Raw genomic sequence first — 23153 nt, forward strand, 5'->3', positions numbered from 1 at the left:
GTCCGGCCTCCTTTTCAGGATTTGTATTTTAATAATCGCACCTCAGTAGATCCCTCCAGCGATTGCACACTAACCTCGTCCATAAGCGCCTCCATCAAATAGATGCCGAGTCCGCCAACTCGAAGCTCGCTGCTATCTTGTCCCTGGAGCGGCAAGGAATCATGCTTGGCCGTCTCGTACAGAAATGAAGGACCATTATTGGTAACGGAAATAACAAGGACGCCATCGCCCGGCTGAAAGGAGATGTCGATTACCTCTTGCCCCTCTGCGCCGCCGTGCAACACGGCATTATTGCAAGCCTCCGATAACGCAACCTTCATATCCTCGATGTCCTCAAAGGTAAAGCCCAATTTTACAGCTACTCCATAGAGACACGATCTTGCTACATCAATATACTCGGCTTGAGCCGGTATCTGCAATCCTATCGCTTTCATCCCTGCGCCTCTGTCCCTTCCTTCAAATAACCCGACAATCCGGTCAAATCGAATAAACGGCGAATCGAGGAAGGAATCTCCTGCACGTAAAACGGGGCGTTTATGGCATCTCTGGCTTTCAATATGGATACGATAATGCCAATGCCCGTGCTGTCTATATAGGTCAGACCTCCCAGATGTAGACTTAACGCCACATCCGTACGCTCCAGCACGTGCTGGAGCGACTTCTGAAGCTGAGGCACAACAGACAAATCAAGCTCGCCGCTCAGCTTTAGTGTATAAACTCCATCCTGCTCGCTTTGCTGGATTGCAAAAGGTACCATTTTCATCATCGATTCACTCCGCCCTGTTATCTTAATTTAATCTTATCGGTTGCAAACATGGTTGACAAGCTTTGATCTGGAAAATATAGGACTGTATTGAAAAAACCTATTGTATGGCTGTTAAACAGTCGCTATATGGTAATAGCTGACGGCTTGCGGTTTTCCGGTTTGCGGGTCCAAAAACAGCTTGAGCAACGCTTCATCCCGCTGGAATACAATCCCGTCCTCGGCTTTATAATCCGGCTCGCCCAGAGCTTTCACCAAAGCCTCCCGGGTGGCTTCCACCGGATTGCCGTCAATGTCCAGACCATGCGCCGGATCAATATCGACGTATTGAATGAAATCGCCCGCAAAGGCAACACGCAATCCTTCGTACCGGTAAACCTCCAGATCGGCAAAAAACTCATCTTTGTCGATTTCGGACGGCTGACCCAGCTTGGCAACAACATCCTCACGGCTGTCGTACAGCGAAATGCCGCATACCGTCTCCAGCTTGAAAGTCGCCGGTTCCGCCGTTGCAGCACTCTGTTCCGAAGATTCGGATTCTGTTGCCGATACGGCACCTTCAGCATCCTGCATCCATGATGAATCCTCTTTTACTTGCTCGTAACTAAATGAAGGCTGATTTTCCGGCATTGAAGCGCCAATATCCGTCTCCTGGCCTCCGGCCGCTGTTCCTAATGCTCCGCATATGATCAACGTGACGAGAAACAATACTCTCATGTCCGTCGCCTCCCAGCTTATTGCCACTTAAGAGTTAGATACTATCTTTATAAACCGAAATCGGAATTTTGAAACCATAACTCGGCAATTCGGGTGAGAGTAAATTTGGACTGGCTCAAACATTAGCGGAAAGGATGGGGGAAATCAGCTCAAGGTAACGGTAACCAGGCAAATATCATCTCGTTGCGCATTATCTGCTCCTTCGCCAAGCATGCTGTTGACCAGCATATCGGGACTGACGCTCCGCCCGCTCCTTACAGCGCCGCTGATGACTTCGCGGCGTGCGTCGTCGTCACGGTCATCCATTGCGTCAAGCAAGCCATCTGTATAAAGCGCAATGACAGTGCCCGGCTGATAAGCTACGACCTCCTTGGTTACCTTTATTTGCTGGAACAAGCCAATTGCTGGTCCACCCGAGGTAAGCTCTGTGCAGCCGCTCTCCGTAATGGCAAGCCCGGACGGATGGCCTGCATTAACATATTCATACGTTTGGCTATCTGTATCGACGACAAGAAAAATGCCTGTAAAATAATAATTTATCAGTTCATCTCTGCGATAAAGCTGCCCCATATAACGATTCAGCTCCACCATTACTTCCTCGGGGTCCGTAATTCGCAGGATCAAATCCTTCAGCACCGATGAAATAAACATGCATACCAATGAAGAGGAAATGCCATGCCCCATCATATCCAGCAAAATAATACCGTATCGGTTCCGGTCAATCCGGAACCAGGCGTAATAATCACCCGCCAGCTCCGAGGAAGGACGGTATTCCGCCTTGATTTCGATCCGCTCATTTACAATAGGATCGCTGAGCACGCTGCGCTGCACCTGCTTGGCCAGCTCCAATTCGTAGCGGATACGCTTGTCCTGCTTTTTATGCCAGTCCTTTTCCTGCTTGAGACGCAGAGCGGAACGGATGCGCGCCATCAGCTCCAGCTTGTTGATTGGCTTCATGACATAATCGGAGGCTCCGGCATCCAGCGCCTCCGCCAGCTTGGTCGATTCTCCAACCGCCGTGACAAAAATAATAGGCACGTCGCGATACCGCTCCTCCGACTGGATACGCCGGCAAGCCTCTAGACCATCGATTTCCGGCATCATCATATCCAGCAAAATCAAATCAACCGGCTCCTCCGCCCCGCATTCCGAGTCCAGATGAAGCATGCCGTAAAGCTCCGAGGCCGATGAAGCAATGCGCAGATCGGAATATCCCTCCTTGCTCAGTATCGTTCTTATAATCATCTGGTTGGTTACATTATCGTCTACGATTATAATACGCATCTGCCTATCCTCCTAAGAACAAATCCCAACTGCTGCGACATATAAATAGCCTACCCTTTCGAGCAGGCTATAGCAACCTTTTAGAATGGCGGGCGGTTATGCGGAAAGCTTCCATGGTTGAGTCCCGGATGATAATAAATATCCCGGTCAAAATCGTCTTCACCGTACTCCCTGCCTCCCCATGCGATAACAACAATCCGGTCGCGGTCCATCTCCCGCTCCAGCCGTTCCGCTTCGCTAGGAGATATGCCAAGCGATTTCATTTTGGCTCTTAGCTCATCGCCAGTGGAGCGGAATAAATTGGCAATCGCCGTTCCCAGACCCTCCTCGCTAATCCCGATCTCCTCTACATTTTCCTGTTCGGCGATCCGTTTAGTTCTGGATTTATCATGGGTCAATACAAAAATATGTTCATCTCTATACCCGTCCCGGCGGAATTTCTCGGCCTGCTCCTGCACTTCCTCGCGGGAATCTACTGTAAACACTCTTGTTATAGCTGTATTCGTTGTTTTCATCATAAATCCCTCCATTTGCTAGTGTTATAACCTATATCAGTTGAACATAAGGCTTCAGCGAAAGGAGCCGCTTGTTTCAATGGTTCAACTTGCATGAGTAGTACATTGGTCAAGCGCGTCTTCGGCCAAAAATGAGAGATACAAGAAACAGGACTATAAAGATAACAAACAAGATTTTGGCTACTCCTGCCATAGCTGAAGCGATGCCCATAAATCCGAATATACCTGCTACTATAGCGAATATAAAAAATGCCAATGCCCAACGTAACATGAGTGTCACCACGCTTTCTTTTGAGAATGTAATCCTTGTTCATGCAATCAGTTGCTGCCGGCTTGTTAGTTCTTAACCGCATCTCCCCGCTTTGAAACAATAGGGTCTGCGCAAACAACGCCGCGCCAGGCAGCAACACTTGGTGAAAGTGCTGCTGCCTGGCGCGGCGCATGTAAAGCGTCTGTTACCGTATATAGCCGTTAATACACATCAAGCTGATCCTGAAGCTTAAATCCATTGTAGCCCGGCCAGCCATCAACCTTTTCCGTTTCAAGCGTACCAAAATCATAGATTTGCCATTCTCTGTTGACCGGCTTAAGATAGGCTTCCAGATGGGCGGCATGGCCGATAGCATGAAACAAATTAAGCGAAAACGTAACCGAAATATTTCCCCTCCCATCAAACTGCGGATTGATTGGTTTCCAGGCAAAGGCGCGCGAAGGCTCTCCCCCTTCTTTTTGCGCTGCAAAATCTTTTCGCAAATATTGAAATCCGGGATTGCTCCAAGCTTTATCGCCAAAAAACTCCCGCAAGAGTTCTTCATGCAGCCTTCCTTCCGGCAAAGCGATGTCTTCCAGTCCCAGCCCCTGCTCCATAATTGAGGATAGCTTGCCGGAAATTTCAGCTAACGCAGCATATTCTGCCGATCGGTCACGCATCGCTGTCAGCTTTAATGCCCGGTTGTCGGGATCAAGCTTCCACTCCAGCTCATACCGTGCCGTTCCCAAAACAGCCTCCGTCAATAAATTCCCTTGACTGGTAATGGCCGGGCTGGCGCCAATGATCGAAATGCGTTCGGCTGCAGCTATCTGGCCGGGCAAAGCGAATTGAAATTCCAGCGGCCATGCTTCTCCGCTTTTGGTTGCGGCGTAAGCGACGATAGGGCGGACGCCGCTTCTGAAGCCTCTGTTAAAACGGTTCTGGTCGGTATCCAGTACAAACAGGTCATGCTCTCCCATTGTAAATGCCCCCATAGAGGCCGTCTCCGACTCCAAGACGAGGGACAGCTCTCGAAGCTCGGGCTGCAGCACACGGCGTTTCCCGTCTTGACCAATATATACCGTTTCATAGGTACCGTAATAGCTGCGCTCCCCCCCGTCCAGCATGTACTGCTCCCCGTCCTTGGCCAAAAGCTCAATGTATCCGTATTTCCCTTTCCCCCCGGCCCGTTTCTCGCCCAGGCTTGATATAGTCGTCACGTGCCCGCCTATTCCCTTCCACCACTCTCCGTTCGACAGCTCCTCCGAAAATGCCGCCGGAAGGATAGGTAAATCGTCTTTTACATCAAATGGCTCGAGGGTTGTTGGTCTGAATTGTAATGCTCCGTCATCATCCCATGAGGCTAGCCAGTCTCCGGCAAAAGCGCTGATGTATTGGTTCCTCATATCGGAAACCCATTCCAGCTCCCTCGTCTCTTCATTCCAGCGGAACAAAAAAGTAGCCTCCCCGCTATAAGGCTGGAAGTAAACCTCGCCTTCGTTTTCCCATGTCCTCCCTTCCGTCCCGGCATCCCAAATCTTTTTGGTACTCCTGTCCAGCAGCACAAACCCCGATAAACCAACGGCTACCCCTTCATGCCGTCTGATCAACTGCGGTTCTTTCAAATCGTTCCCATTCAAAACCGTCGCCAAAGCTGTTGTTTGTCCGGTTTTCACATGATGGATCTTGTAGACAACTTTGCTTTTCTTCCATCCGTTCTCACCCTGCAGTGCCGGGACATGATGCTCCACCAGCAGCTCGTCATCGCCAATCCACCCAAACACGTTCATTCGCTCCCGTGAGCCGGGGCGAACTGTCAGCTTGCGTATTTCCCTTCCGTTTCGGTCATACAAGGCAATGCCTTGAGCTGATACGGTCTGGCCGTTTTCCAACACGCTTCCCATAGGTTCATTACCACTGGCATATTCCAGAAAAAAAGCCGTTCCGCTCCCGTTCCATACCACGCTTCCATCCCCTGCGATATCGCTATCCTCCAGGCTGATTTGGGCGAGAATGTCGGTTTTCTCCAAATCAACGATCTGAAAATGCCGGCTTGGCTCAATCTGTGAGCCGTTGACAACCTGGTACACCATCCGGCTCAAATCCGGTGAAGGGTAAGACAAGCTTCGTAGCGGCTTGCTGCCGGTATCGCCATATGCCGGGAACGTTTGCGAGAAGGAAGTAACGCGGTCGCTAAATTTGTCAAAAAGCCACATTTTTCCCATAAACGATGATAAAAGCAATTTGTCGCCGCTGTCGCTTTGCCAGTCTGCAAGCAAAAAATCATCAACATAGACGTTCGGCTCCTGATACCGTATCCAGAATCCTGGCGCAACAGTTTCTACCTTATCCGATTTCACATCCAAACGGACCAAATCGTATTGAAGAATGTCACCTGTCCTTGTTTGCCTTACAAACAGGATGTGACGGTCGTCGATGGCGCGAAACAAGTTATTCCAGCTATATTCATGTCCATATCTCTCGTAAAGAGGGATGCTTCTCCATTCCTTTTCGCCTGGATTCACTACCAGCGCTTCGTAACGAATCGTTTCCATTTCCCCTTCGCCTTTGCTTCCGTCCTCATAGGAGATCAATTGGACAAAAGAGTCCCCCGTCCGCTCCAATGCCAGCAGATTAACATAAGAGTCTGCTGGAAACGAAAGCTTGAAGCCTCCTCCGTCGACGTCCGCGGCTGTTATTGACTCCGCAATCGTCTTTGGTTTTACATCCACTGGCGTGAAGGAAGGCGGAATAACCTCGGCCTGTTGTAGTTCCTGTGCTGGATTACGGTGCTGCTCACGGCTCGTGTTTTCTATGCTTTCTAGCGTTGGGGTACGCTTCTCGTCGCCCGCGTCGATGCTTTGATCAGTTCCCGTCCTTAATACAGGAACAATCAATAATGCCAACAAAAAAACGGAAGCCAAAGCCGTCATCCAAAATGGTTTATTCATATTCCATACTCCTATCCGTTGAAATAAAATCTCTCAGCGGGTAGATCATGTTGTCTTTTATAAGACGAGGTAAAGGGAAGATTTGTTACCTTTTGCTTTTGAGCTATTATATAATAAGGACAGATAATAGAGATCGCGAGAACGGTGAAGGAGAATCGGAATGAACGTTGTTGAAATAAAAATGGCGTTGATCGACGAGGATAAGGATCAGCCCAGATACCAGTTTAACGAAGAGGCGCTTCAGGAGCTGATGAACAGCATTGAGGAGCTTGGCCTGCTTTCCCCGATCAAGGTTCGGCCCGAAGCGGGAGGACGTTACAAAATCATTTATGGCAACCGCCGTTACAAGGCCTGCCAAATGCTCGGCCGCGAGGCCATTCCATGTATCATCTCCAGCGCAACGGACGAAATGGAAATTTATCTGGAGCAAATCGCTGAAAACCTGACGCGTGAGGGCTTTTCGCCGATTGAGGAGGCCGAGGCCTTCCACAAGCTGCTTAATGACGAGCGCTTCCGCAGCTCGACCAAGTTTTTGTCAGCCAAGCTGGGTAAACCCGAGAGCTACATAAAAAACAAGCTGGAGCTGCTCAAATTCAGCAATGCCGTTAAAAAACTGATCGTGAGCGGCACAGAAATCCGCAAGGACCAGCTGACGGAGGATCAATTGATTCCATTAAAGGATTTGCCGATGGAGCATCGCGACCCGCTTGCGCTTATTGCGGCCCGGGACGAGCTGGCCGTCAGCGATGTCAAAAAAATTGCCAAGCTGTTTAAGGACAAAACGATTTCCGACAATACGAAGGAAAAGCTGCTGCTCAAAAATGGCGATGGCTTGATCGAAACCTGGTCGGTTTATGAGCAAAATCGCAAGGAACGCGCCAAAGCCCAGAAGGAGCAGGAAGAAGCTGCCGCAAGGAAAGCCGAGCTTGCCGCCGAGGCCCGCGCCTCCAGCGACATCAGCTCCGCCGCTTCAAGCAACGCGAGAGGCAATAGCGGCGGTGTAGCTGTCCCTGGCGGTGGTATGGCTGTCTCTGACAGCGGCAGCCATGGCGCTGGCGGTGCTGGTGCAAGCAATGCCAGCGGCGCAGCAAGCGGCATTGCAGTTGGCAGCGGCTCTCTAAACAGCGATGTCAGCAGCCCTGCGATTGGGAGCGCGACTAATAATACTAGCGGCGGTGCGGCTCAACAAACCCGCAGCAGCGTATCAGCTTTGATGAGACAGCTGCAGGAAATGCTGCCGCGCCAGAATGAACTGAGCAGCACCATATACCGTCTGGCAGCATCCTTGCAGGAGGAAGCGGAAGCCTTGTCGGCAGAAGAAATCGACCATACAATAGGGATGTTGCAACAGCAACTGGCTCAATGGCAGGAGCTCCGTGGAAAGCTGTCGAATTAAAGTAATCCATTTAAACATAGCTAAACCCCGAAACTGTTATTTTCATAGCATTTTCGGGGTTTATTTTTAAGAGCTTCCAAAACATCAATGTTACTTTGCCGGCTTTTGAGGCTTAGCCGTTTTTTGCTGCTTCAGGTATTCTGCGAATACATCCGCAAACGCCTCGGACGTATTAAGATTTTCCTCCAGCGTGTTATTTACGCCGCCAAACTCCATCAGCAAGCTGCCGGGGGAAACCGACTGATTATATTCGCCATTGCCCTGATGCGAGCTTTTGAGCAATACGCCGCGCGACATGCCGGGATATTTTTTGTTTAATATCGCGTTTAGCGCATCCGCAAACTTTTTATTCTCTTTATAGTTAGGGTTGGCCGTGCCGATTACAAACATAACTCTGGCATATGACTTTTTATTGATAGCTACCGTTGTTTTGCTTCGCGGCACATCGGCATCCCGATGGATATCGAAAAAATAAGACAACGAGGCATACGTATTCACCGCATTTGAAACAACCTTGCCGGATTCAGCGTAAGACTGTGAATAGCTCAGCTTCTGCTCATTCAGGCGGGTAGCAATATCCGCGTTTTCCGCAATAGCGGGAATATCCTTTTTGGACAACACCTCCGCCATATGTTTGCCAATGAGCGTTATATTGATCTCGCGATCATCATAAGCTCCGCCGCTTGTGCTGCGCGCTACATTTTTCCATGATTCCCGATTATGAGTGTGATAAATATAAACAAGGCTTTCGCTATGCGGAACCTCGCCCGTTTTGACTACCCACTTGGCAACATAGGCCTTGCTGCCGTTTGCCAGCAGGATCCGGAACCATTCGCCTTCCGATCCGTCGATCCGGAATTTGTCGCCGCCTTGAGCTTTGTGCACAACCTCATAGTCCATGCCGGGGCCGCTTCTGAGATTGGTAACGGCCACAATATGCACCATCGTTGCAACGGGTTCTGTTCTTTCTTCACCATCCTCGCCTTCACCTGGGCCCGGCTGCTGTGAGCCTGGCTGTTCTGAATCCGGCTGGTCCGGCTGCTCTGGCTGCGCAGGGGCATCCGTCTCAACGACCCAGTTGGCGACATAAGCGTTGCTGCCGCTTGGAAGAGCTATTTTGAACCAGTCGCCCTCTATGCCTTGTATTTGAAATGTATCCCCGGCTTTGGCTTTGCCAACTATATCATGCTCCATACCCGGTCCTTTGCGCAAATTGGTGATTGCCACTATATGTACAACAGTTGCCTGCTTCAACATTTCTGACGATGACTCCGCAACAACAGCGGCGGCCGAGCCCGTAACCTTTATGGAAGCATAAGCTGATTCGCCCGCTCCGCTCCATAACAAAATGGCGGCTGTCCCCCATATTCCAATCTTTCGCAGCTTCAACCCTTATTCCCCTCCGTTTACAAACGTATCTCTACGAATTTCGACGGAATACGCAAGAAATCCTGCTAATCTGGTAATTTTCTCAGCAGAAATTTCCAGATTTTTAAATCCGGCGTACATAACCATTTGCGGGGCTGGACACCATAAACTGGAAAACCAATGCTTAGAGTCAGCTGTGGCGACCGTTTTTCCAGCGTACAGAAAACCGAATAAAGAAGGCTATTAAATCCACATCCTATTTTGCCCACAAGGAGGCAGACATGGCGATTATTAAAGATTCCTTGCTCGTAATCGGGCGTATCTATACGATTTATCCGCTGCTGCTGATCGTTGCCCTTTATATGGGCAGACGATCTGTAGGGCAGCTGCCGATCTTCGATTTTTTGATCTTTTTGTCATTGGGATCAGTTGTAGGAGCGGATATCGCGGACCCAAAGGTGGAGCACATCCATACGGCGGTAGCTGTAGTGGCGCTTGGGGTTTTGCAGCGGCTGTTCGCAAATCTGGTCATAACCTTTCGCAAGTTTAATAAACTGGTCACCTTTGAGCCTGTAATCGTCATTAACGCCGGACAATTTATTCAAGGGAATATGAGAAAGGTACAATACAGCATTGAGGATATTACAGCCATGTTGAGGGAGCAAGGCATTTTTGACGCCTCTACGGTGGAATTGGCAATATTGGAGGGGGACGGCGGCCTTAGCGTGCTTCAGAAAAAAAGCAATCAGCCATTAACGCAGGAGCTGCTTCAAAACAAGGATGCGCCAATCGGCCTTTCCTATCCCGTCATACGTGAAGGCATCGTGCTGGACAAAACACTCGCAGCGTTGGGGCATACCCATACCTGGCTTGAGGCTAAACTGAAAAGCAGCGGCTTAACGGCCACGGACGTTTTTTTCGCCTCAGTAGACGATAAAGGCGCATTAACTATTATGCCGCACAACGTGCAGCCTTCTCTGCCGCCGCTGGAGTATTAAAAAGGTGGAAGTCTTTAAAGTGGAAGTCTCATCCATCATTTGTAATGGAACTGAAATATTTCTTTCATCCGTTCTTAATGAAGGTGGCCTATAATAGAACTCGACCCCCTTTTTTAAAATATAAATTTTTTGCCCGCTGCCCGTTGCAGCGGGCACCTTTTTTTCAGGGAAAAGTGCAAACGGGACAATGCTCGTACGCCTTTAGACACCTAGACATGTGATCTCCGACATGTAATTTGTTTTACAGCGTATGCAATTGTTCGGCACGAAGCCCCTCAGCTCAGCACTTGCGGTAACGGTCATTAATGTCCGTCAAATCACAAATTATCAAAAATCAGCAGGAATAACGGACATTTTCGTCCGCTAGCTGCTTGAAAACAGTCCATTTTCAGCAAAAATGAGCTCTGACAGACAAAAATGTCCCTTAGATAGGTGATTTGCCTAAAAAAACGCTTCTGGCGGTCACGCATGTCCGTAAGAAAAGTTCCGCCAGTATTACCCTTGGCTTGGGCCTCTTACCACTTTATCTTCTTTAGCTCTTTGAGCATCTCTTTCTCACAGCATCATTTATTCGTGCTTGATCACCAATTGTCCCAGCATCTTTTATTCGCGCGGCAATTGTTCCAGCTCTTTTATTTTCTTGGAATCACCAATTATCTCAGCATCTTTTGTTTCTTTTGGTTCTCTCGTTTTTCATTATTCTTTTGTTTTTCTTGGTTCTCTTTTTACTTTTGGTTCTCTTGTTACTTTTTATTCTCTTGTTACTTTCGTTTCTCTTTTTACACTTGTTTCCCTGATTACTTTTTTTTCCCTTGCCTCCTTTACTCCCCTTGCCCCCGCACGCGCCATTGCCTCCGTTGTTGCCGCCGCGTCCATTTTCCAGCGTAACCTCTCCCTCATTGCCCGCTCCCGAATTTGCAATTGTTGTGGAGTTGGATTGAGGCGACAGCTCGAAAATATTTCCAAACACAATAGTGCCCTCGTTCCTCACAATGGTAACTCCGCTGCAATATCGGTTCATGCCAAGCCGCTCCCTCAACCTGTTGGCTCAAGATACCGCCGCCTTTGCGGGCGTGCTAATCTTGAACAACACTCACTAACTCGTCTTGTCATTAGTTTATGAAGGTGCAGCCTCGGGGGTCTTGGCCAATGCAACGCTAGCAAAAGCCCTTTTTTGTTCCTCGGGAATTGCCCTGAAGCCAGGGTATGTCTGAAAACCCGCTCAAGGTGATCATGCACCGCCTTTTCGCCCCCCGCTCCGTCAGTTTTGCTTGACTTCCCCTCCGGTAAGCCTGCACAAAACATCCTTACATGGAACGGAAATTCGGCACTACCCTCGTCCTCGGAGTAATCAGCTACGCCCTATCGAGTCCCCGTTTCCGGGGCGCCGTTCGACAGCTCGATCAGCACAATCTCGGGGCGGTTAAACAACCGCTGCGGGAAAATACTGTTGCCAAGCCCGCGGTTGACGATCATGGCGGAGCCTCCCTGCAGGTGAATCCCCTCCGCAAGCTTGGGCCAGCTTCCCTGTCCCGGCGAATACATGCCGCCGACAAATGGAATCCTTATTTGTCCGCCATGGGCATGGCCCGCCAAGCTAAGCTCGAAGCCGCGTTCGGCATAAACGTCAAACAGCTCGGGCCGATGGCTGAGCAAAATCCGGTAATGGCCTTCGCCATCGTCTTCTTGCAGCGCCTGATCCAGATGACTGTTTATTTTGGCCACATCCCCGTCCTCCACCCGGTTAAAAATAGGGTCGTCCACGCCGATCAAAGCGATTTGCCCCTCCCCTGCGGGGACGTATTCCAGCGCGTTGCGCAGCACGTGAACGCCCTTGGCGATCATTTCCTTCTCCATCTCGGGGTATTCACGCACTGCATATTCATGATTGCCCACCGAGAAATAAAGCGGCGCAATGTCCAGAAGGCCATCCATCAGCATCATGCTGGCTTCCCTGTCAAAATGGGAGGAGTCCACCAAATCGCCCGTCATCAGGATCAAATCCGGTTTCAGCTCCTTCACCTTGCGCAGCAAAGGACGCTGCTCCTTGCCAAACTCCTTGCTTTGAAGATCAGATAAGTGCACGATTCGATATCCTTCAAGCCCCTGCGGCAGCTCGTGCGAAGCGAGCTTATGCGTTGTTACGACGATGTCGTTGTTTTCCTGATGAAGGAACAAAAACAATAATAGGATTGCTCCCGGCAAATAGATAAAAAACCACCGTTTCCTTTTACTCACAGCATCATCCCCTTACTCCATCAAACGATGGTACGACAAATTCCAGGATGGCCAGGCAGACCGCTTTTCGCTCCTGGCAGCCAGCTTCAAGTCCTTGATTACATTGTCCAGCGCCTGGAGTTCGGGATGCTTCTCGCTAAAGGCAAGCAAAGCCGGGGCCGCATCCGGCGAAAGCATATCCAAATAGCTAAAATCCATAACTCCGCTTTCTTCGTAACGTGCGATGTTGTTGGTTGCAATTCGGTCATCCAGATTGACATAATTCATCAAGACATAGGACGCCACGCCGATTGCGATATATATTTTGGCCAGCGAAAAACGTCCATACCAAATCCGGGCCAGCGCAACAGCCATCCATACGCCAAGCATGATCATAAACCCATGCACCAGCAGCCGCAGTTGAGTGTAGCCATAAGCATCCTCGTACAGGGACAATCTGCTATAGGCGGATACCAGCATAACGAGCGAGCTTAGCATCAGCAGAGTCAGCAAAATGCGGCGAAGCGCATCCATTCCTTTGCCGCCCGGGGAAATGTAATGCAGACCCAGCAGCAGCAAGCCGATATTCAGGATGGCAACCATCACAAGCTCCGCAAAGCCCTTGCGCGCGTATTCCGCATACGCTGTACCGGCAGGCAGCAACCCCTCCGCCGCTCCAAACAAATAAGAAAACTGCACAACAGCAAACAATACATAAACCAGATTGATACAAACCAGCACTGTTGACGCAATCACTGGATCAGCGCCGATAGCCGCCCTCTCCGACGGAAGCTCCGCTACGCGGCCAAAATCCGGGCCAAGCTCCGGCTGAGGCTTGGGCTTGCGCGGAAACATCAGGCCCCATAAATAACAAAAGGTGTAGATAGCCAAAATAGCGGCAGCAATCATCCGCGGGAAGATTTCGCCTGCCAGCCGATGGTTAAACAATGACGGAATTGCATTTATCCACGACATAAAAATGCTGTCCGCTGCTCCCAGCAGGGACACCAGAATCAAAAGAAGCGGGGCGGCGATCAGCAAACCAAGCGCAATTTTCCCCCACGGTCCTTTGCGGGCGGGGGAGCCTTTGCCGATACGCAGCTTTTCCAGCACCATGCTAAAGGGAACCGGTATATGCTCCAGCGGTTTAATCATCCACTGGTACATCAGCTCGCTGTAGAATACCGGGCGGTTCCACGGCTGGGAGCCGCCTCTTGTCAGCAGCATCGTCTGTATGACAATCAGCAGAAATATGGCCGGTATATTCAGCCACCAGAACAGATAATTGGCGAAAAAAACATAGCTGAGAGATAGCATGATGATCGGGAGAAATAAAAGCCATCCCGTTTTGGACTGGCCCTGCCACTTGTCGAAGCCGCCGAATCTGCCTTTCATGGAATAAAAATAGAGGCCGTAAAAGGCCAGCACAAATAACGGAATCGAGATACCAAACGATTTATCAACAAAAAAGTATTGCCCAATAAAGCCAAACACCACTGCCATTGCCAGCAGCCTGTCATACCTTCTCTGCCATGGCGCCGGATCTCTCATGAATAAAACACTCCTTTTCACATTCTCCCTTATATTGTAACCTATAAAACAGGAACAAAAAGTGCAAGTTCTGCGTCAGTAATTTCATATTTTATAAAAAACGTTCAAAAAGGGGGTACTCTGTGAAAATCAGGCGGCATTATCTTGTCCTTAGGGGCATGTTTCCCGGTGCCGGAGAGGGACAGCCGATTGAAACGACGTTGACCGAGCTTGCGGAGGGATTGGATTGCACCCATCGCAATGTTGTTTTTATATTAGGAAGAATGCGGGGCGAAGGCTGGGTCCAGTGGACGCCAAAACGGGGACGGGGCAATCGCTCGCAGCTGGTTTTTATAGTTCCCGCAGATGCAATGCGCCTTGAAGAGGCCAAGGAGCTGGCGCAGCGCAGTGATTTAAAGTCCGCGCTCCAGCTGCTGCAGCCCGGCGGAACAGCCTTGCTGGAGCCATTCCAGGATTGGCTGACGGATCAATTTGGCTTCCATTCCGAGATGCAGAATACGCGTCGATTGGATACGCTGCGTTTTCCGCTGCCCGGTACGATCCAGTCGCTTGATCCCGCCAGTATTCATTATTTTGGCGAATCGCATCTGGTTAATCAGCTCTTCGACAGTCTGCTCCGCATGGATGCCAAGGGAGAAGCACCGCTTCCCCATCTCGCTCATGCCTGGGAGAGCAATTCGCAGCGCACGGAATGGACTCTTTATTTGCGCAAGGGCGTCCAGTTTCACCATGGCAGAGAAATGACGGCAAACGACGTTATTTATTCGCTGGAGCGGCTGGGAAAAATAGCGCCGGCAGGCTTGTACAGCAGAATCTACAATGGCATTGAACATATGAAAAAAGCCGATGATACAACGGTTGTAATCAAGCTGAAGGAGCGCAATGAAGCTTTCCTTTCTTTTTTGACAACCAACAGGGCATCTATTGTTCCACGCGATATTTGCGAAGCCGAGGGTGAACGGTTCGGTCATCAGGAGGCTGGCGGCTCTACGATCGGAACCGGGCCCTTCCGCCTGCTTCCCTCCGGGCACGGCATCTGGTATCTGGAAGCCTTCCCTACTTATTTTCAGGGACGCGCCTTTCTGGATCGGGTCGAGGTATGGGCCATGCCGAATTCGGAAGCAAGGGATAAAACCTCAGAGCAATCCCGGCAAACCCCACCTGCCGCATTATCTGGCCGTCTGGTGCAGGAAGCGCAGACGTTCATCGGCCAGGAGCGGCGCCAGTACCAGGTGATGCACAATGTTCGCATGAGCGATCAAGCGGCCAGAGAATGGCAGCAGGTTCGGCAATCCGGCACTACATGCAAATATTTAACCATAAACGAATCAAAGGACGGCCCCTTGTCCAGCGTGGAGGCGCGGCAGGCGTTAAACGCCATCATCGACCGCAAGCAGCTGCTTCAGCTGTTGTCCGGCGATGTGATTGAAGCCGCCTCCAGCTTCTGGGGCGAGTCCGTTCCCCTCGAAGCAAACGATGAAAATAAAGAGGGTGCTTCTGGCATCAGCGTTCATGATGTGGAAAAGACAGCACAAAATAAGGCGTTGTTAGGTACAGCGCCAATTAAGCTCGTCACTATTCCGCAATACGGGCATGATGCAAGATTGCTTCGGCGTTTGCTGGCAAGCAGGGGCATAGCGCTGGATATCGAGACGATTCCGGCGTCGCAGTTTATGGGCAGCGCGCGCATGAGCGCCGATCTTCTGCTGTTTTCTATTATGCTGGATGAGCATAGGGAGCTGAGGCTGATCGAATTGTATACCAGTATGGGGCAACATATGCTGGAGGAAACCCGCAGGGCAACGGAAGGCATTCTCTCCGAAATCCTGATGGAAGAGGATAGCTCCTTGCGCAAGGACAAATTCATTGAGCTTGAAAAATGGCTGGCCGACCGGGGAAATTTGATGTTCCTGTACCGCAAGCACCTTAAAACCGCCTTCCATCCCTCCGTACAGGGCATTTCACTTGAATCGTTAAGCTGGGTGCGGTTTCGTGATTTGTGGTTTCGATGATTCCAAAAACATACGCTTTTGTTACAAAACGCCTGTTCATGCGTACAACATGTATCATATTGTCTAAAGGAGTGAACGATCATGGGAATTGGCCCTTCATTTGGAGGCTTTGATTTTTTTATGTTTAATTTGTTTCCATTTTTATTTATTGCGGTATTTGTCCTAATTATCGGCAGCATTATTTTCTCCATATCCAGAAATGCAAAAAATGCGCGAGCGCCAAAGGAAAGCGCCTTTGTCCGGGTTGTCGCCAAACGTACCGAAGTCAGATCGCATATGAATCATAATCATCACAACGATCATCATATCGGAACAACAGGCACCTCGCGAACCTACTATTACATCACGCTGGAATTCGATAACGGCTCCCGCAAGGAATATCTTGACGTTAAAGGCTTGTACGGGCTCGTCGTTGAAGGCGATACCGGCTATGCCGCAACGCAAGGCGATTGGATTGTTGCATTTGAGCGCAGCAGCGAAAGCCAATATTAATAGCCGCTGTACTTATGCACAAGGCCCGCCAACTGGTGACAACACACCGGCTGACGGGCCTAATTCATTTACCGCAAAACCTTCTCCATACAGAGACTGCTTGCGCAGCCTTCGTATTCGCCAAACGGCTCTATTTTGTAATAACCGAGCTTTTTGTAAAAGGCTACGGCTTCATGCTGCGGCTCGCCTGTTTCCAGGCGCATAACCCGGCAGCCTAAACCGGCAGCCCGCTCCTCCAAATACCGGCAGATGCTGCCGGCAATCCCTCCACGACGCATCTCCGGCACAATATAAAATCGCTTTAGCTCCGCCGAAGCGGCATCCAGCAGCCTGATGCCGCCGCAGCCAATTGCCCGCTCTCCGTCATACGCAACAACAAATATCATTTCTTTTGTTTTGGGGTCCGCAAAATCAACGGTAAAAATCTCTTCCGCAGGATAAAGACCCGACAAATAAAGATCAAGCGCGGCGATCAATTCAGCCAAATCCGGACTGTCGCAAGACACTTCCTTTATAACAATGTTCTTCATCCCCACTGTCCCCTTGTTTGAGCAGCAAACCAGTCCCAGCCAAGTCCCACATGCGCCGGCTTATGGCTGTCGGAGCCGTACACGCACGGAATGCTCCGTTTTATGCATTCCGCTATAAACCAATCCGGCACATAAGGCGTGCCAATCGTTGGCACGCGCAGGCCTGCGCAATTTACATCGACCCCAACTCCCGCATCCTGCAGGATGGGCAGCAGCGCCTCCATCCGGGAACGGAACAAGGCTTCGTTAATGGGAGGGAGCTCCTTTTCAAACTTGCGGATCAAGCCCAGATGACCGATTCTTTTGCGCATCGGCAGCTTGCCCGCCCAGGCAATCGCCGTTTCGACATGGTCGAAATATTCGTTAATGACACCATCCATCGTGCCGTAAAAGGATAACAGGCCTTCCTTGAAATCATCCGGCGTAAAATCAATGCACCGCATGCCTCCCGCACCGCGCAGGTAATGGACCGAATAAACAACGTCCTCCAGCTCATGGCCCCACTGCTCGACAAATCGTCTGGTGTAGCCGTAATGACCGGGCAGATGGTCAAGCTCAAGGCCAATCGTTACCTCAAGCCTTCCCTCGTAACGGGCCTTCATTTCTTTGGCGTACGCGATATAGCCCGATAGCTCGGACTCCGGCATCGCCAGCTCTTCCATCAGCTTTTCATCGTTAACCCAGCCCTTCGGCAGCGGAGGATGCTCGCTCATCGTATAGCGCTCAAAGCCTTGCGCAATGGCTTCCTCCAAATACAGCTCCTGCTCATCGCTGCTGCCGTGATAACAAAATTTAGTATGTGTATGACCATCCCACTTCAACATATCAGAATGCTCCTCCATATTCACTTCGCTCAAATTCTTTTGCTCACCTCATATAGATTACCATAATTCAAGTCCTCACCGTAAAGAGATATGAAGCAATAATAGCCAATTCTCGCTAAATTTCATCAAAATAAAGGATTTTTGCAAATGCTTGTCGAATAATAGACTGGTTAAATTTGTATGAGTCATATTTACCCAAACCAATAACATGCTTTTGGAAGATGTAGGAGGAACGTCATGAAATGGATGTCCAAACGGTTTACGCTGGTTTTTATTCCGGATGCCAGCCAATCCGTCCGGCGTTATAGCGTATCCGCAAGTCTGTTAGTGCTTATTCCGGCCTTCTTTATCCTTATGACGGTATGCGCTGCGCTGTTTATTTATCTGTATACGGATAATCAGGACGCTATCGGAAGGCTTGCGGGCCATATCACTGCCTCACAGGAGCAGCATGCAGAAGAGCTGTCGACCAAAAACAATCAAATCGCCGCGTTGGAATCGGATTTGGCTGTACTGGCAGAGCAAGCGCGGGAAATACAAAACAAAATGAATGATATTGCGGAGCTGGAAGCTCAATTAAAAGATATCGCCGGCATCGAAAGCTCCGAGGTGCAAATCAGCTCAGCCTTAACGATGGAGAGCGGAGGGCAAGGCGGCGAGGAATTCCCTTTATCCAAGCTGGATGACGAGCAGCTTGCGGAGCAAACGATGCAGAACTTTTCTGCATTGGCGCAGTTGATGGAGGAGCTTAAGCCAAGTCTGGAGTCCACTATGGAGGCCATGCTGCAATACCAGCACATACAGGATATTACGCCGTCCATCTGGCCTGCGGATTCCCGCAAGATCACCTCGACCTTCGGAATCAGACGCGATCCCTTTACACGCCGTACCTCCCTGCATTCCGGCCTTGATCTGGGCGGCAGCCGGGGAGACCCGATTTATGCGGCAGCCGATGGCGTCATCACCTTGTCGGAAAATACATATCCTCAAGGCAACAACATCATTATAGATCACGGGCGCGGCATTAAAACACGCTACCTGCATTTAAATAAACGACTGGTGGAGGTTGGCGACACGGTCACCAAAGGGCAGCAAATCGGAGAGCTTGGCAATACAGGCCGAAGCACGGGACCGCATCTGCATTACGAGGTTTTCGTCAATGACACAAACGTCAACCCGATGCCCTATCTTAAAGAAGATCGAGAGGAACGTGAATAACGATGTTTAAACCAAAAAGCAGCGGCAAAATCAACCCCGACTCCACAGATACCTTAGTTGGGGAAGGCACAACCTTTGAAGGCAAAATCAAATCGGAGGCGGGCATTCGCGTAGAGGGAACCGTCATCGGAGATATCGTTTCAAGCGGAGATGTCATTATCGGGGAAAAAGGCTGCGCCAACTCTAATATTTCTGCGCGCGATCTTGTGCTTGCTGGCGAATTAAACGGGGACGCCAACGTACGCGGCAAGCTGACCATCTGCTCAACGGGCGTAATGAATGGCAATTTAACTGCCGCTTCGCTTATTATCGAGGCCGGCGGCATATTTAATGGCAACAGCAAAATGAATCCGACGCAAGCGGAAGCCATCTCCCCCAAAACGCTCAAGGTTTCCTCTTAAGAGAAAACCTTGAGCGTTTAATGAAAAACCTCTTTTGAGACGCCTCGAAGATGAACAAAGAGAAACCGCATTAAGCGGCAGGTTTGATCGCAATAACAAAAACTTTATATTACGTTATCATTCTCCATACAATTGCAGGGTACACTATCCTTAACTTTCGGATAGGAGACTGCCACCATGAAAATAAGGTATGGAAATATTGCGATCATGCTGCTTGCTGTTTTCACCTTGATTGGCGCATTGACCAATCCCCCTTTGCCCGAAGATCAATATAATCGGAGCAGCGTTGCTCAGGCAAGCCATGCTTCTGCTGCGGCATCGCCGCAAAACAGCATGCCTGCCGTTCACACGGCAGGCAAAAGCTTTATACCGCTTCGCGGATATGTTGAGCAGCATAACGGCTTATTAACCTATAATGCCGAAAATTCAACCGTCGATATCACGATCGGCGCGGAGTCCTTCTCCTTGCTTCTTCAGGAAGGGCTTGTCATGAAAAACGGCTACGAGTTGAACGGCCACTTTTTTGTGCAGGATGGCACGGCCTTTATCTCCACCTTAGCGGCTGATGCGCTCAGCTTTCCCGGAACAATCAATAACTCTATTTCAGACGAGCCCTATTCCAGCTCCGCTTCATCCATTGGACGAATATTCCGTGTAACAATCATCCCGTTGCTAATGGATCGGCTAGAACTATTCACAATCGCTGAAGGATCTGCAGCTTTATTTTCGTAGCGGTGTATCCAGCCGACATAGGATATTTCGGGAAGCTTGCTAAACTGCTCCCATTCCTCCGGGAACGGCAATACTCCATAAGACATATTATCCGGCGAAATCTTCCTCTCCAATTGAATGCGTGGAAAATAAAGATCATGATTCCCACTACTCCCTGCATTCCTCTCCACTATGAAATAGAGGCTGAGCTCAGTAATATTTTTCCCGGGAGCAAGATTCCAAACAATCGCTTTTTTTGCATGATCGCCTAATCCTGAATGCCAGACAACAGGGGAGGTGTCTGTGCTTACCCTGGCTATGCGCCACTTAAAACGCTCCCATGCCATGAAGCTGTTGCCGCGGTTACCATCTTCATCCTCATAGGGAACAAATAAATGCTTGTTTCCCAAGGGTATGACGTCGAGCGCTTGCTTTATGTTGAAGTCAGGAGCAAATGCTTGCAGCATTTTAAGAGCCTCCCCATGTACAGGAGGAGCGCCTGGCTTACCGTCCAGATTCAAGGCCAACCATACGACAGCCGCCAAAACAAGTAACGTTTTTAACAGCTTTCTTCTATTCATTGCCCCTCACCTCCAAATGAAACAAGCGGCTCCCCTGACCTGAAATACAAATAATCGCGGCCAGTGGCAACAAGCAGCCCTTGACCGTCGCGTTCTACAAACACGATGCTATGCAAGCCGCTGCCCCAGCGAGGTTTTATTCCGCTCAGCATAAACGGAAATTTTTCTTTCTGGTAGAGCGTCTCCCCTTCTTGCCTGTACTGCGTATACCATTCCATGGCCGGATAGCTATCTTGGAGAAGCGACTTATCTATTGCGACCTTTAAGCCTTCAATCGACAAGCGGCCGGACGGGGCTGAGTGGTGGGTTTCCACCAGCCTGGCGTTATCCACATGTGTGAGATATACGGACAGGTCGTTTTTCGGATAAACCAAAGAATACAGCATTCCTGATAAAAGAGTAACTATAAGCATCGCATGATTGCTCCAGAAGCCGGTCCAGGCAAATACTCTGTACCTCTGCCATGAGTCTTTCTGCAACAGAATATATATCAGTGCAACGCCAATCGGCAGTACAGCAAGCTTGCCTGAATATCCAAACATATTAATATGTAGAGGAATTGCAGAAATCCCCATAGCAGTCGCTACCAGCGCTTTCCAGATTACAGGCTTGCTCTCATGTCTTCTATAATGACGAATAAGCACTATCAAAATAATGAGCCAGACGGCGCCAGTCAGCAGCCATATGACGAGATTTCCGGGAAGTTCCAGTTCAAACAACATATCTCTCTCCCTTCTGCGGCAGATTTTAGTTTTTACATGAACTTGACGTCAACGTCGTTCATATGCCTATCTCTCTCGACATAATAGTACGTAACGACATCTATTCCATTTCAAAGGATACCAATAAACTTCTAATTTGGAAAGGAGCGGACATAGAAACTATTAGCCATCATAAACCATCAGATCTATTAAAAGGAGTGTTGACCATGACCCATTTTCAGGAAAAAGAAAGCACTAACGCTTCATGCAGCTTCACAATAGAGGTTGCTGGAGAAGGAATGGCAAATGCGGCGCCGGAAATCGCCCTCATTCAATTGGGGGTTGTAACCGAGGGAGAGAGCCTGGAGGTTATCCAACGGGAAAATGCCTCAGCAATCCATAGGATCACAGAGGCATTAAAGGCGTTGGGACCACAAATTAGCGATGTATCGACCGCCGCCTTTGGAATCGAGCCCCGCTATACCTATGAAGACGGAACACAGCAATTCCGAGGGTATCAAGTGACGCATATGTTGTCTGTTAAACTGAGCGATATCGCACTGACAGGCACGGTTATCGACACCGCAGTTGCAAATGGAGCCAACCGGGTATCGGAAGTAACTTTCCAGGCCTCTAATGCTGAAGCTGCTTACCATCAAGCGCTGGCAAGCGCCATCAAGCAAGCGCAGGAGAAAGCCGCCGTTATCGCCTCCACGCTTGGCGTCTCTCTATCGGCTATTCCATGCAAGGTGGAGGAAAGCGGATTTACTCCGCCGGGACAGCCATTATTCAAGGCAGCCGCGGCAATGGACAGCTTTGGCACTTCCATTCTTCCCGGTCAGCTGACATACCGCGCCACTGTGCGGGTCTGGTATATGTTTGCCTGACGCAGCCGGAATTCATCCAGCAGCGGATAATCGTACAAATCGCCTTCATACAAAATTTCTACGCTTCCATGGCGCAAAAAGTCGTCCGGCGATATAAGAGCAGGCGAACGGTCCCACAGCTCGAAGCCGCTTTGCCGAAGAGTATCCGCAACAAACTGCGAACAGAAGTAAGCATGATCGCTTTCAATAGGACGCTTCAGCAAAAAGCCCAGCAATCCAAGCAGGTGATAGTGGTAGTTTTCGCTTGATTGCTGAAAACGGGAGATGACCTCTTTTACAGCCTGCCGCTGTTCGGGGGTTGCCTCCAGCCGGAGCAGCGCGCAGCTTGTGGCGGGATAATGGGCGAAGGTGCCCGTGTAGACGTCTTCTCTTACAAAACCCGCAAATAAAGGATTGTTCGCCGTTTTGCGGCCAAAGCTGTACAGCTCGTTTAAGCCGGCGTCCAGCGCGATGGAGGCATGATTGTATGGAGCGCCCGTAAAGCCCTTGATCAGTTTGGTGAACAACGTTCCCGTGTCGGTAAGCAGCACATAAATGGAATGCTCCCTGCTCGCTTCATGGACATGGCTGTGAATGCGGGCCGCTGGCATAACAATCTCCTCCTGTATGATTGGTTGTTGTTGTCACCACTATATCAAGGAGGATTGTGCACGAAAAGTACCAACTATCCCTAGTACCGCGCGGAAAAGGCGTGGAAGGCAGCCCGCAAAAAAAACTACGACTGACCAATTAACATACAGTATTTATTTTCTGCCGCTTCAAGGTACTCTTGTGGGTTGCGCCGGA

Annotated in this window: 23 protein-coding genes; 8 read left to right on the top strand and 15 right to left on the bottom strand. The window is 49.9% G+C overall.

Translation table 11 applies throughout. The features are described 5' to 3' along the window. Positions 1-14: 14 nt before the first annotated feature. From A7K91_RS04170 to A7K91_RS04200, 7 genes are all read right to left on the bottom strand, one after another. Positions 15-434 (bottom strand): ATP-binding protein, encoded by a 420-nt coding sequence (locus A7K91_RS04170; RefSeq protein ID WP_068679966.1) that lies wholly within the window; start codon positions 432-434, stop codon positions 15-17. Further along, positions 431-766 (bottom strand): STAS domain-containing protein, encoded by a 336-nt coding sequence (locus A7K91_RS04175; RefSeq protein ID WP_068679968.1) that lies wholly within the window; start codon positions 764-766, stop codon positions 431-433. Before A7K91_RS04175 ends, A7K91_RS04170 begins: the two co-directional genes overlap by 4 nt. 111 nt (positions 767-877) lie before the next feature. After that, positions 878-1480: a hypothetical protein gene (locus A7K91_RS04180; protein ID WP_068679970.1), complete on the bottom strand. Its 603-nt coding sequence runs from the start codon at positions 1478-1480 to the stop codon at positions 878-880. Positions 1481-1624: 144 nt separating this feature from the next. Continuing rightward, positions 1625-2764: a SpoIIE family protein phosphatase gene (locus tag A7K91_RS04185; protein ID WP_068679972.1), complete on the bottom strand. Its 1140-nt coding sequence runs from the start codon at positions 2762-2764 to the stop codon at positions 1625-1627. An 80-nt stretch (positions 2765-2844) separates the two neighbouring features. Further along, positions 2845-3282, bottom strand: coding sequence for a YflT domain-containing protein (locus A7K91_RS04190; protein ID WP_245697232.1), 438 nt, complete (start codon positions 3280-3282; stop codon positions 2845-2847). A gap of 106 nt (positions 3283-3388) precedes the next feature. Beyond that, positions 3389-3550 (bottom strand): DUF1328 domain-containing protein, encoded by a 162-nt coding sequence (locus A7K91_RS25940; RefSeq protein WP_082967226.1) that lies wholly within the window; start codon positions 3548-3550, stop codon positions 3389-3391. Between the two features lie 200 nt (positions 3551-3750). Further along, a complete protein-coding gene (locus tag A7K91_RS04200) occupies positions 3751-6480 on the bottom strand; it encodes a hypothetical protein (protein ID WP_068679978.1) in 2730 nt (909 codons plus the stop codon). Positions 6481-6640: 160 nt separating this feature from the next. On the opposite strand from A7K91_RS04200, the gene A7K91_RS04205 reads away from it, so the two are divergent. Then, positions 6641-7876 (top strand): ParB/RepB/Spo0J family partition protein, encoded by a 1236-nt coding sequence (locus A7K91_RS04205; RefSeq protein ID WP_068679980.1) that lies wholly within the window; start codon positions 6641-6643, stop codon positions 7874-7876. Between the two features lie 90 nt (positions 7877-7966). Here the strand turns inward: A7K91_RS04205 and spoIIP are convergent, their stop codons facing one another. Beyond that, positions 7967-9265, bottom strand: a complete 1299-nt coding sequence (gene spoIIP / locus A7K91_RS04210) for a stage II sporulation protein P (RefSeq protein ID WP_068679982.1) — start codon at positions 9263-9265, stop codon at positions 7967-7969. Between the two features lie 260 nt (positions 9266-9525). Between spoIIP and A7K91_RS04215 the strand changes: the two genes are divergently transcribed. After that, entirely contained in the window at positions 9526-10242 is a 717-nt protein-coding gene (locus tag A7K91_RS04215; protein WP_068679984.1) for a DUF421 domain-containing protein, read from the top strand. A 750-nt stretch (positions 10243-10992) separates the two neighbouring features. Here A7K91_RS04215 and A7K91_RS26345 read toward each other — a convergent pair. The 3 genes from A7K91_RS26345 to A7K91_RS04230 form a co-directional block, all read right to left on the bottom strand. Then, positions 10993-11142 (bottom strand): hypothetical protein, encoded by a 150-nt coding sequence (locus A7K91_RS26345; RefSeq protein WP_156739315.1) that lies wholly within the window; start codon positions 11140-11142, stop codon positions 10993-10995. Between the two features lie 462 nt (positions 11143-11604). Continuing rightward, complete coding sequence (locus tag A7K91_RS04225; RefSeq protein WP_068679988.1) at positions 11605-12480, bottom strand: metallophosphoesterase; 876 nt, start codon at positions 12478-12480, stop codon at positions 11605-11607. Positions 12481-12492: 12 nt separating this feature from the next. Further along, on the bottom strand, positions 12493-14010 hold the full coding sequence (locus A7K91_RS04230; protein ID WP_068679990.1) for a DUF4153 domain-containing protein: 1518 nt from the start codon (positions 14008-14010) through the stop codon (positions 12493-12495). A 122-nt stretch (positions 14011-14132) separates the two neighbouring features. Between A7K91_RS04230 and A7K91_RS04235 the strand changes: the two genes are divergently transcribed. Both A7K91_RS04235 and A7K91_RS04240 read left to right on the top strand, forming a co-directional pair. Further along, entirely contained in the window at positions 14133-16022 is a 1890-nt protein-coding gene (locus tag A7K91_RS04235) for an ABC transporter substrate-binding protein (protein WP_068679992.1), read from the top strand. A 78-nt stretch (positions 16023-16100) separates the two neighbouring features. Further along, positions 16101-16514 carry a DUF2500 domain-containing protein gene (locus A7K91_RS04240; RefSeq protein ID WP_068679994.1) on the top strand — a complete coding sequence of 138 codons (414 nt, stop codon included), beginning with the start codon at positions 16101-16103 and terminating at the stop codon, positions 16512-16514. 68 nt (positions 16515-16582) lie between these two features. Here the strand turns inward: A7K91_RS04240 and A7K91_RS04245 are convergent, their stop codons facing one another. Next, a complete protein-coding gene (locus A7K91_RS04245; protein ID WP_068679996.1) occupies positions 16583-17044 on the bottom strand; it encodes a GNAT family N-acetyltransferase in 462 nt (153 codons plus the stop codon). After that, positions 17041-17868: a histidinol-phosphatase HisJ gene (gene hisJ / locus A7K91_RS04250; RefSeq protein WP_068679998.1), complete on the bottom strand. Its 828-nt coding sequence runs from the start codon at positions 17866-17868 to the stop codon at positions 17041-17043. Before hisJ ends, A7K91_RS04245 begins: the two co-directional genes overlap by 4 nt. Positions 17869-18105: 237 nt before the next feature. Here hisJ and A7K91_RS04255 point away from each other — a divergent pair, with 237 nt between their 5' ends. The 3 genes from A7K91_RS04255 to A7K91_RS04265 all read left to right on the top strand — a co-directional run bounded on the left by A7K91_RS04255 (position 18106) and on the right by A7K91_RS04265 (position 20219). Next, on the top strand, positions 18106-19086 hold the full coding sequence (locus A7K91_RS04255; protein ID WP_068680000.1) for a M23 family metallopeptidase: 981 nt from the start codon (positions 18106-18108) through the stop codon (positions 19084-19086). A 2-nt stretch (positions 19087-19088) separates the two neighbouring features. Continuing rightward, a complete protein-coding gene (locus tag A7K91_RS04260) occupies positions 19089-19487 on the top strand; it encodes a bactofilin family protein (protein WP_068680002.1) in 399 nt (132 codons plus the stop codon). A gap of 177 nt (positions 19488-19664) precedes the next feature. Continuing rightward, entirely contained in the window at positions 19665-20219 is a 555-nt protein-coding gene (locus A7K91_RS04265) for a hypothetical protein (protein WP_068680004.1), read from the top strand. A gap of 556 nt (positions 20220-20775) precedes the next feature. Here the strand turns inward: A7K91_RS04265 and A7K91_RS04270 are convergent. Beyond that, a complete protein-coding gene (locus A7K91_RS04270; protein WP_068680006.1) occupies positions 20776-21501 on the bottom strand; it encodes a hypothetical protein in 726 nt (241 codons plus the stop codon). A gap of 206 nt (positions 21502-21707) precedes the next feature. Between A7K91_RS04270 and A7K91_RS04275 the strand changes: the two genes are divergently transcribed. Continuing rightward, positions 21708-22367 (top strand): SIMPL domain-containing protein, encoded by a 660-nt coding sequence (locus tag A7K91_RS04275; RefSeq protein ID WP_068680008.1) that lies wholly within the window; start codon positions 21708-21710, stop codon positions 22365-22367. Here the strand turns inward: A7K91_RS04275 and A7K91_RS04280 are convergent. Continuing rightward, complete coding sequence (locus A7K91_RS04280; protein ID WP_068680010.1) at positions 22319-22957, bottom strand: C40 family peptidase; 639 nt, start codon at positions 22955-22957, stop codon at positions 22319-22321. The genes A7K91_RS04275 and A7K91_RS04280 overlap by 49 nt on opposite strands. Between the last annotated feature and the right edge of the window lie 196 nt (positions 22958-23153).

Source organism: Paenibacillus oryzae, from assembly GCF_001675045.1.
GTDB lineage: Bacteria > Bacillota > Bacilli > Paenibacillales > Paenibacillaceae > Pristimantibacillus > Pristimantibacillus oryzae.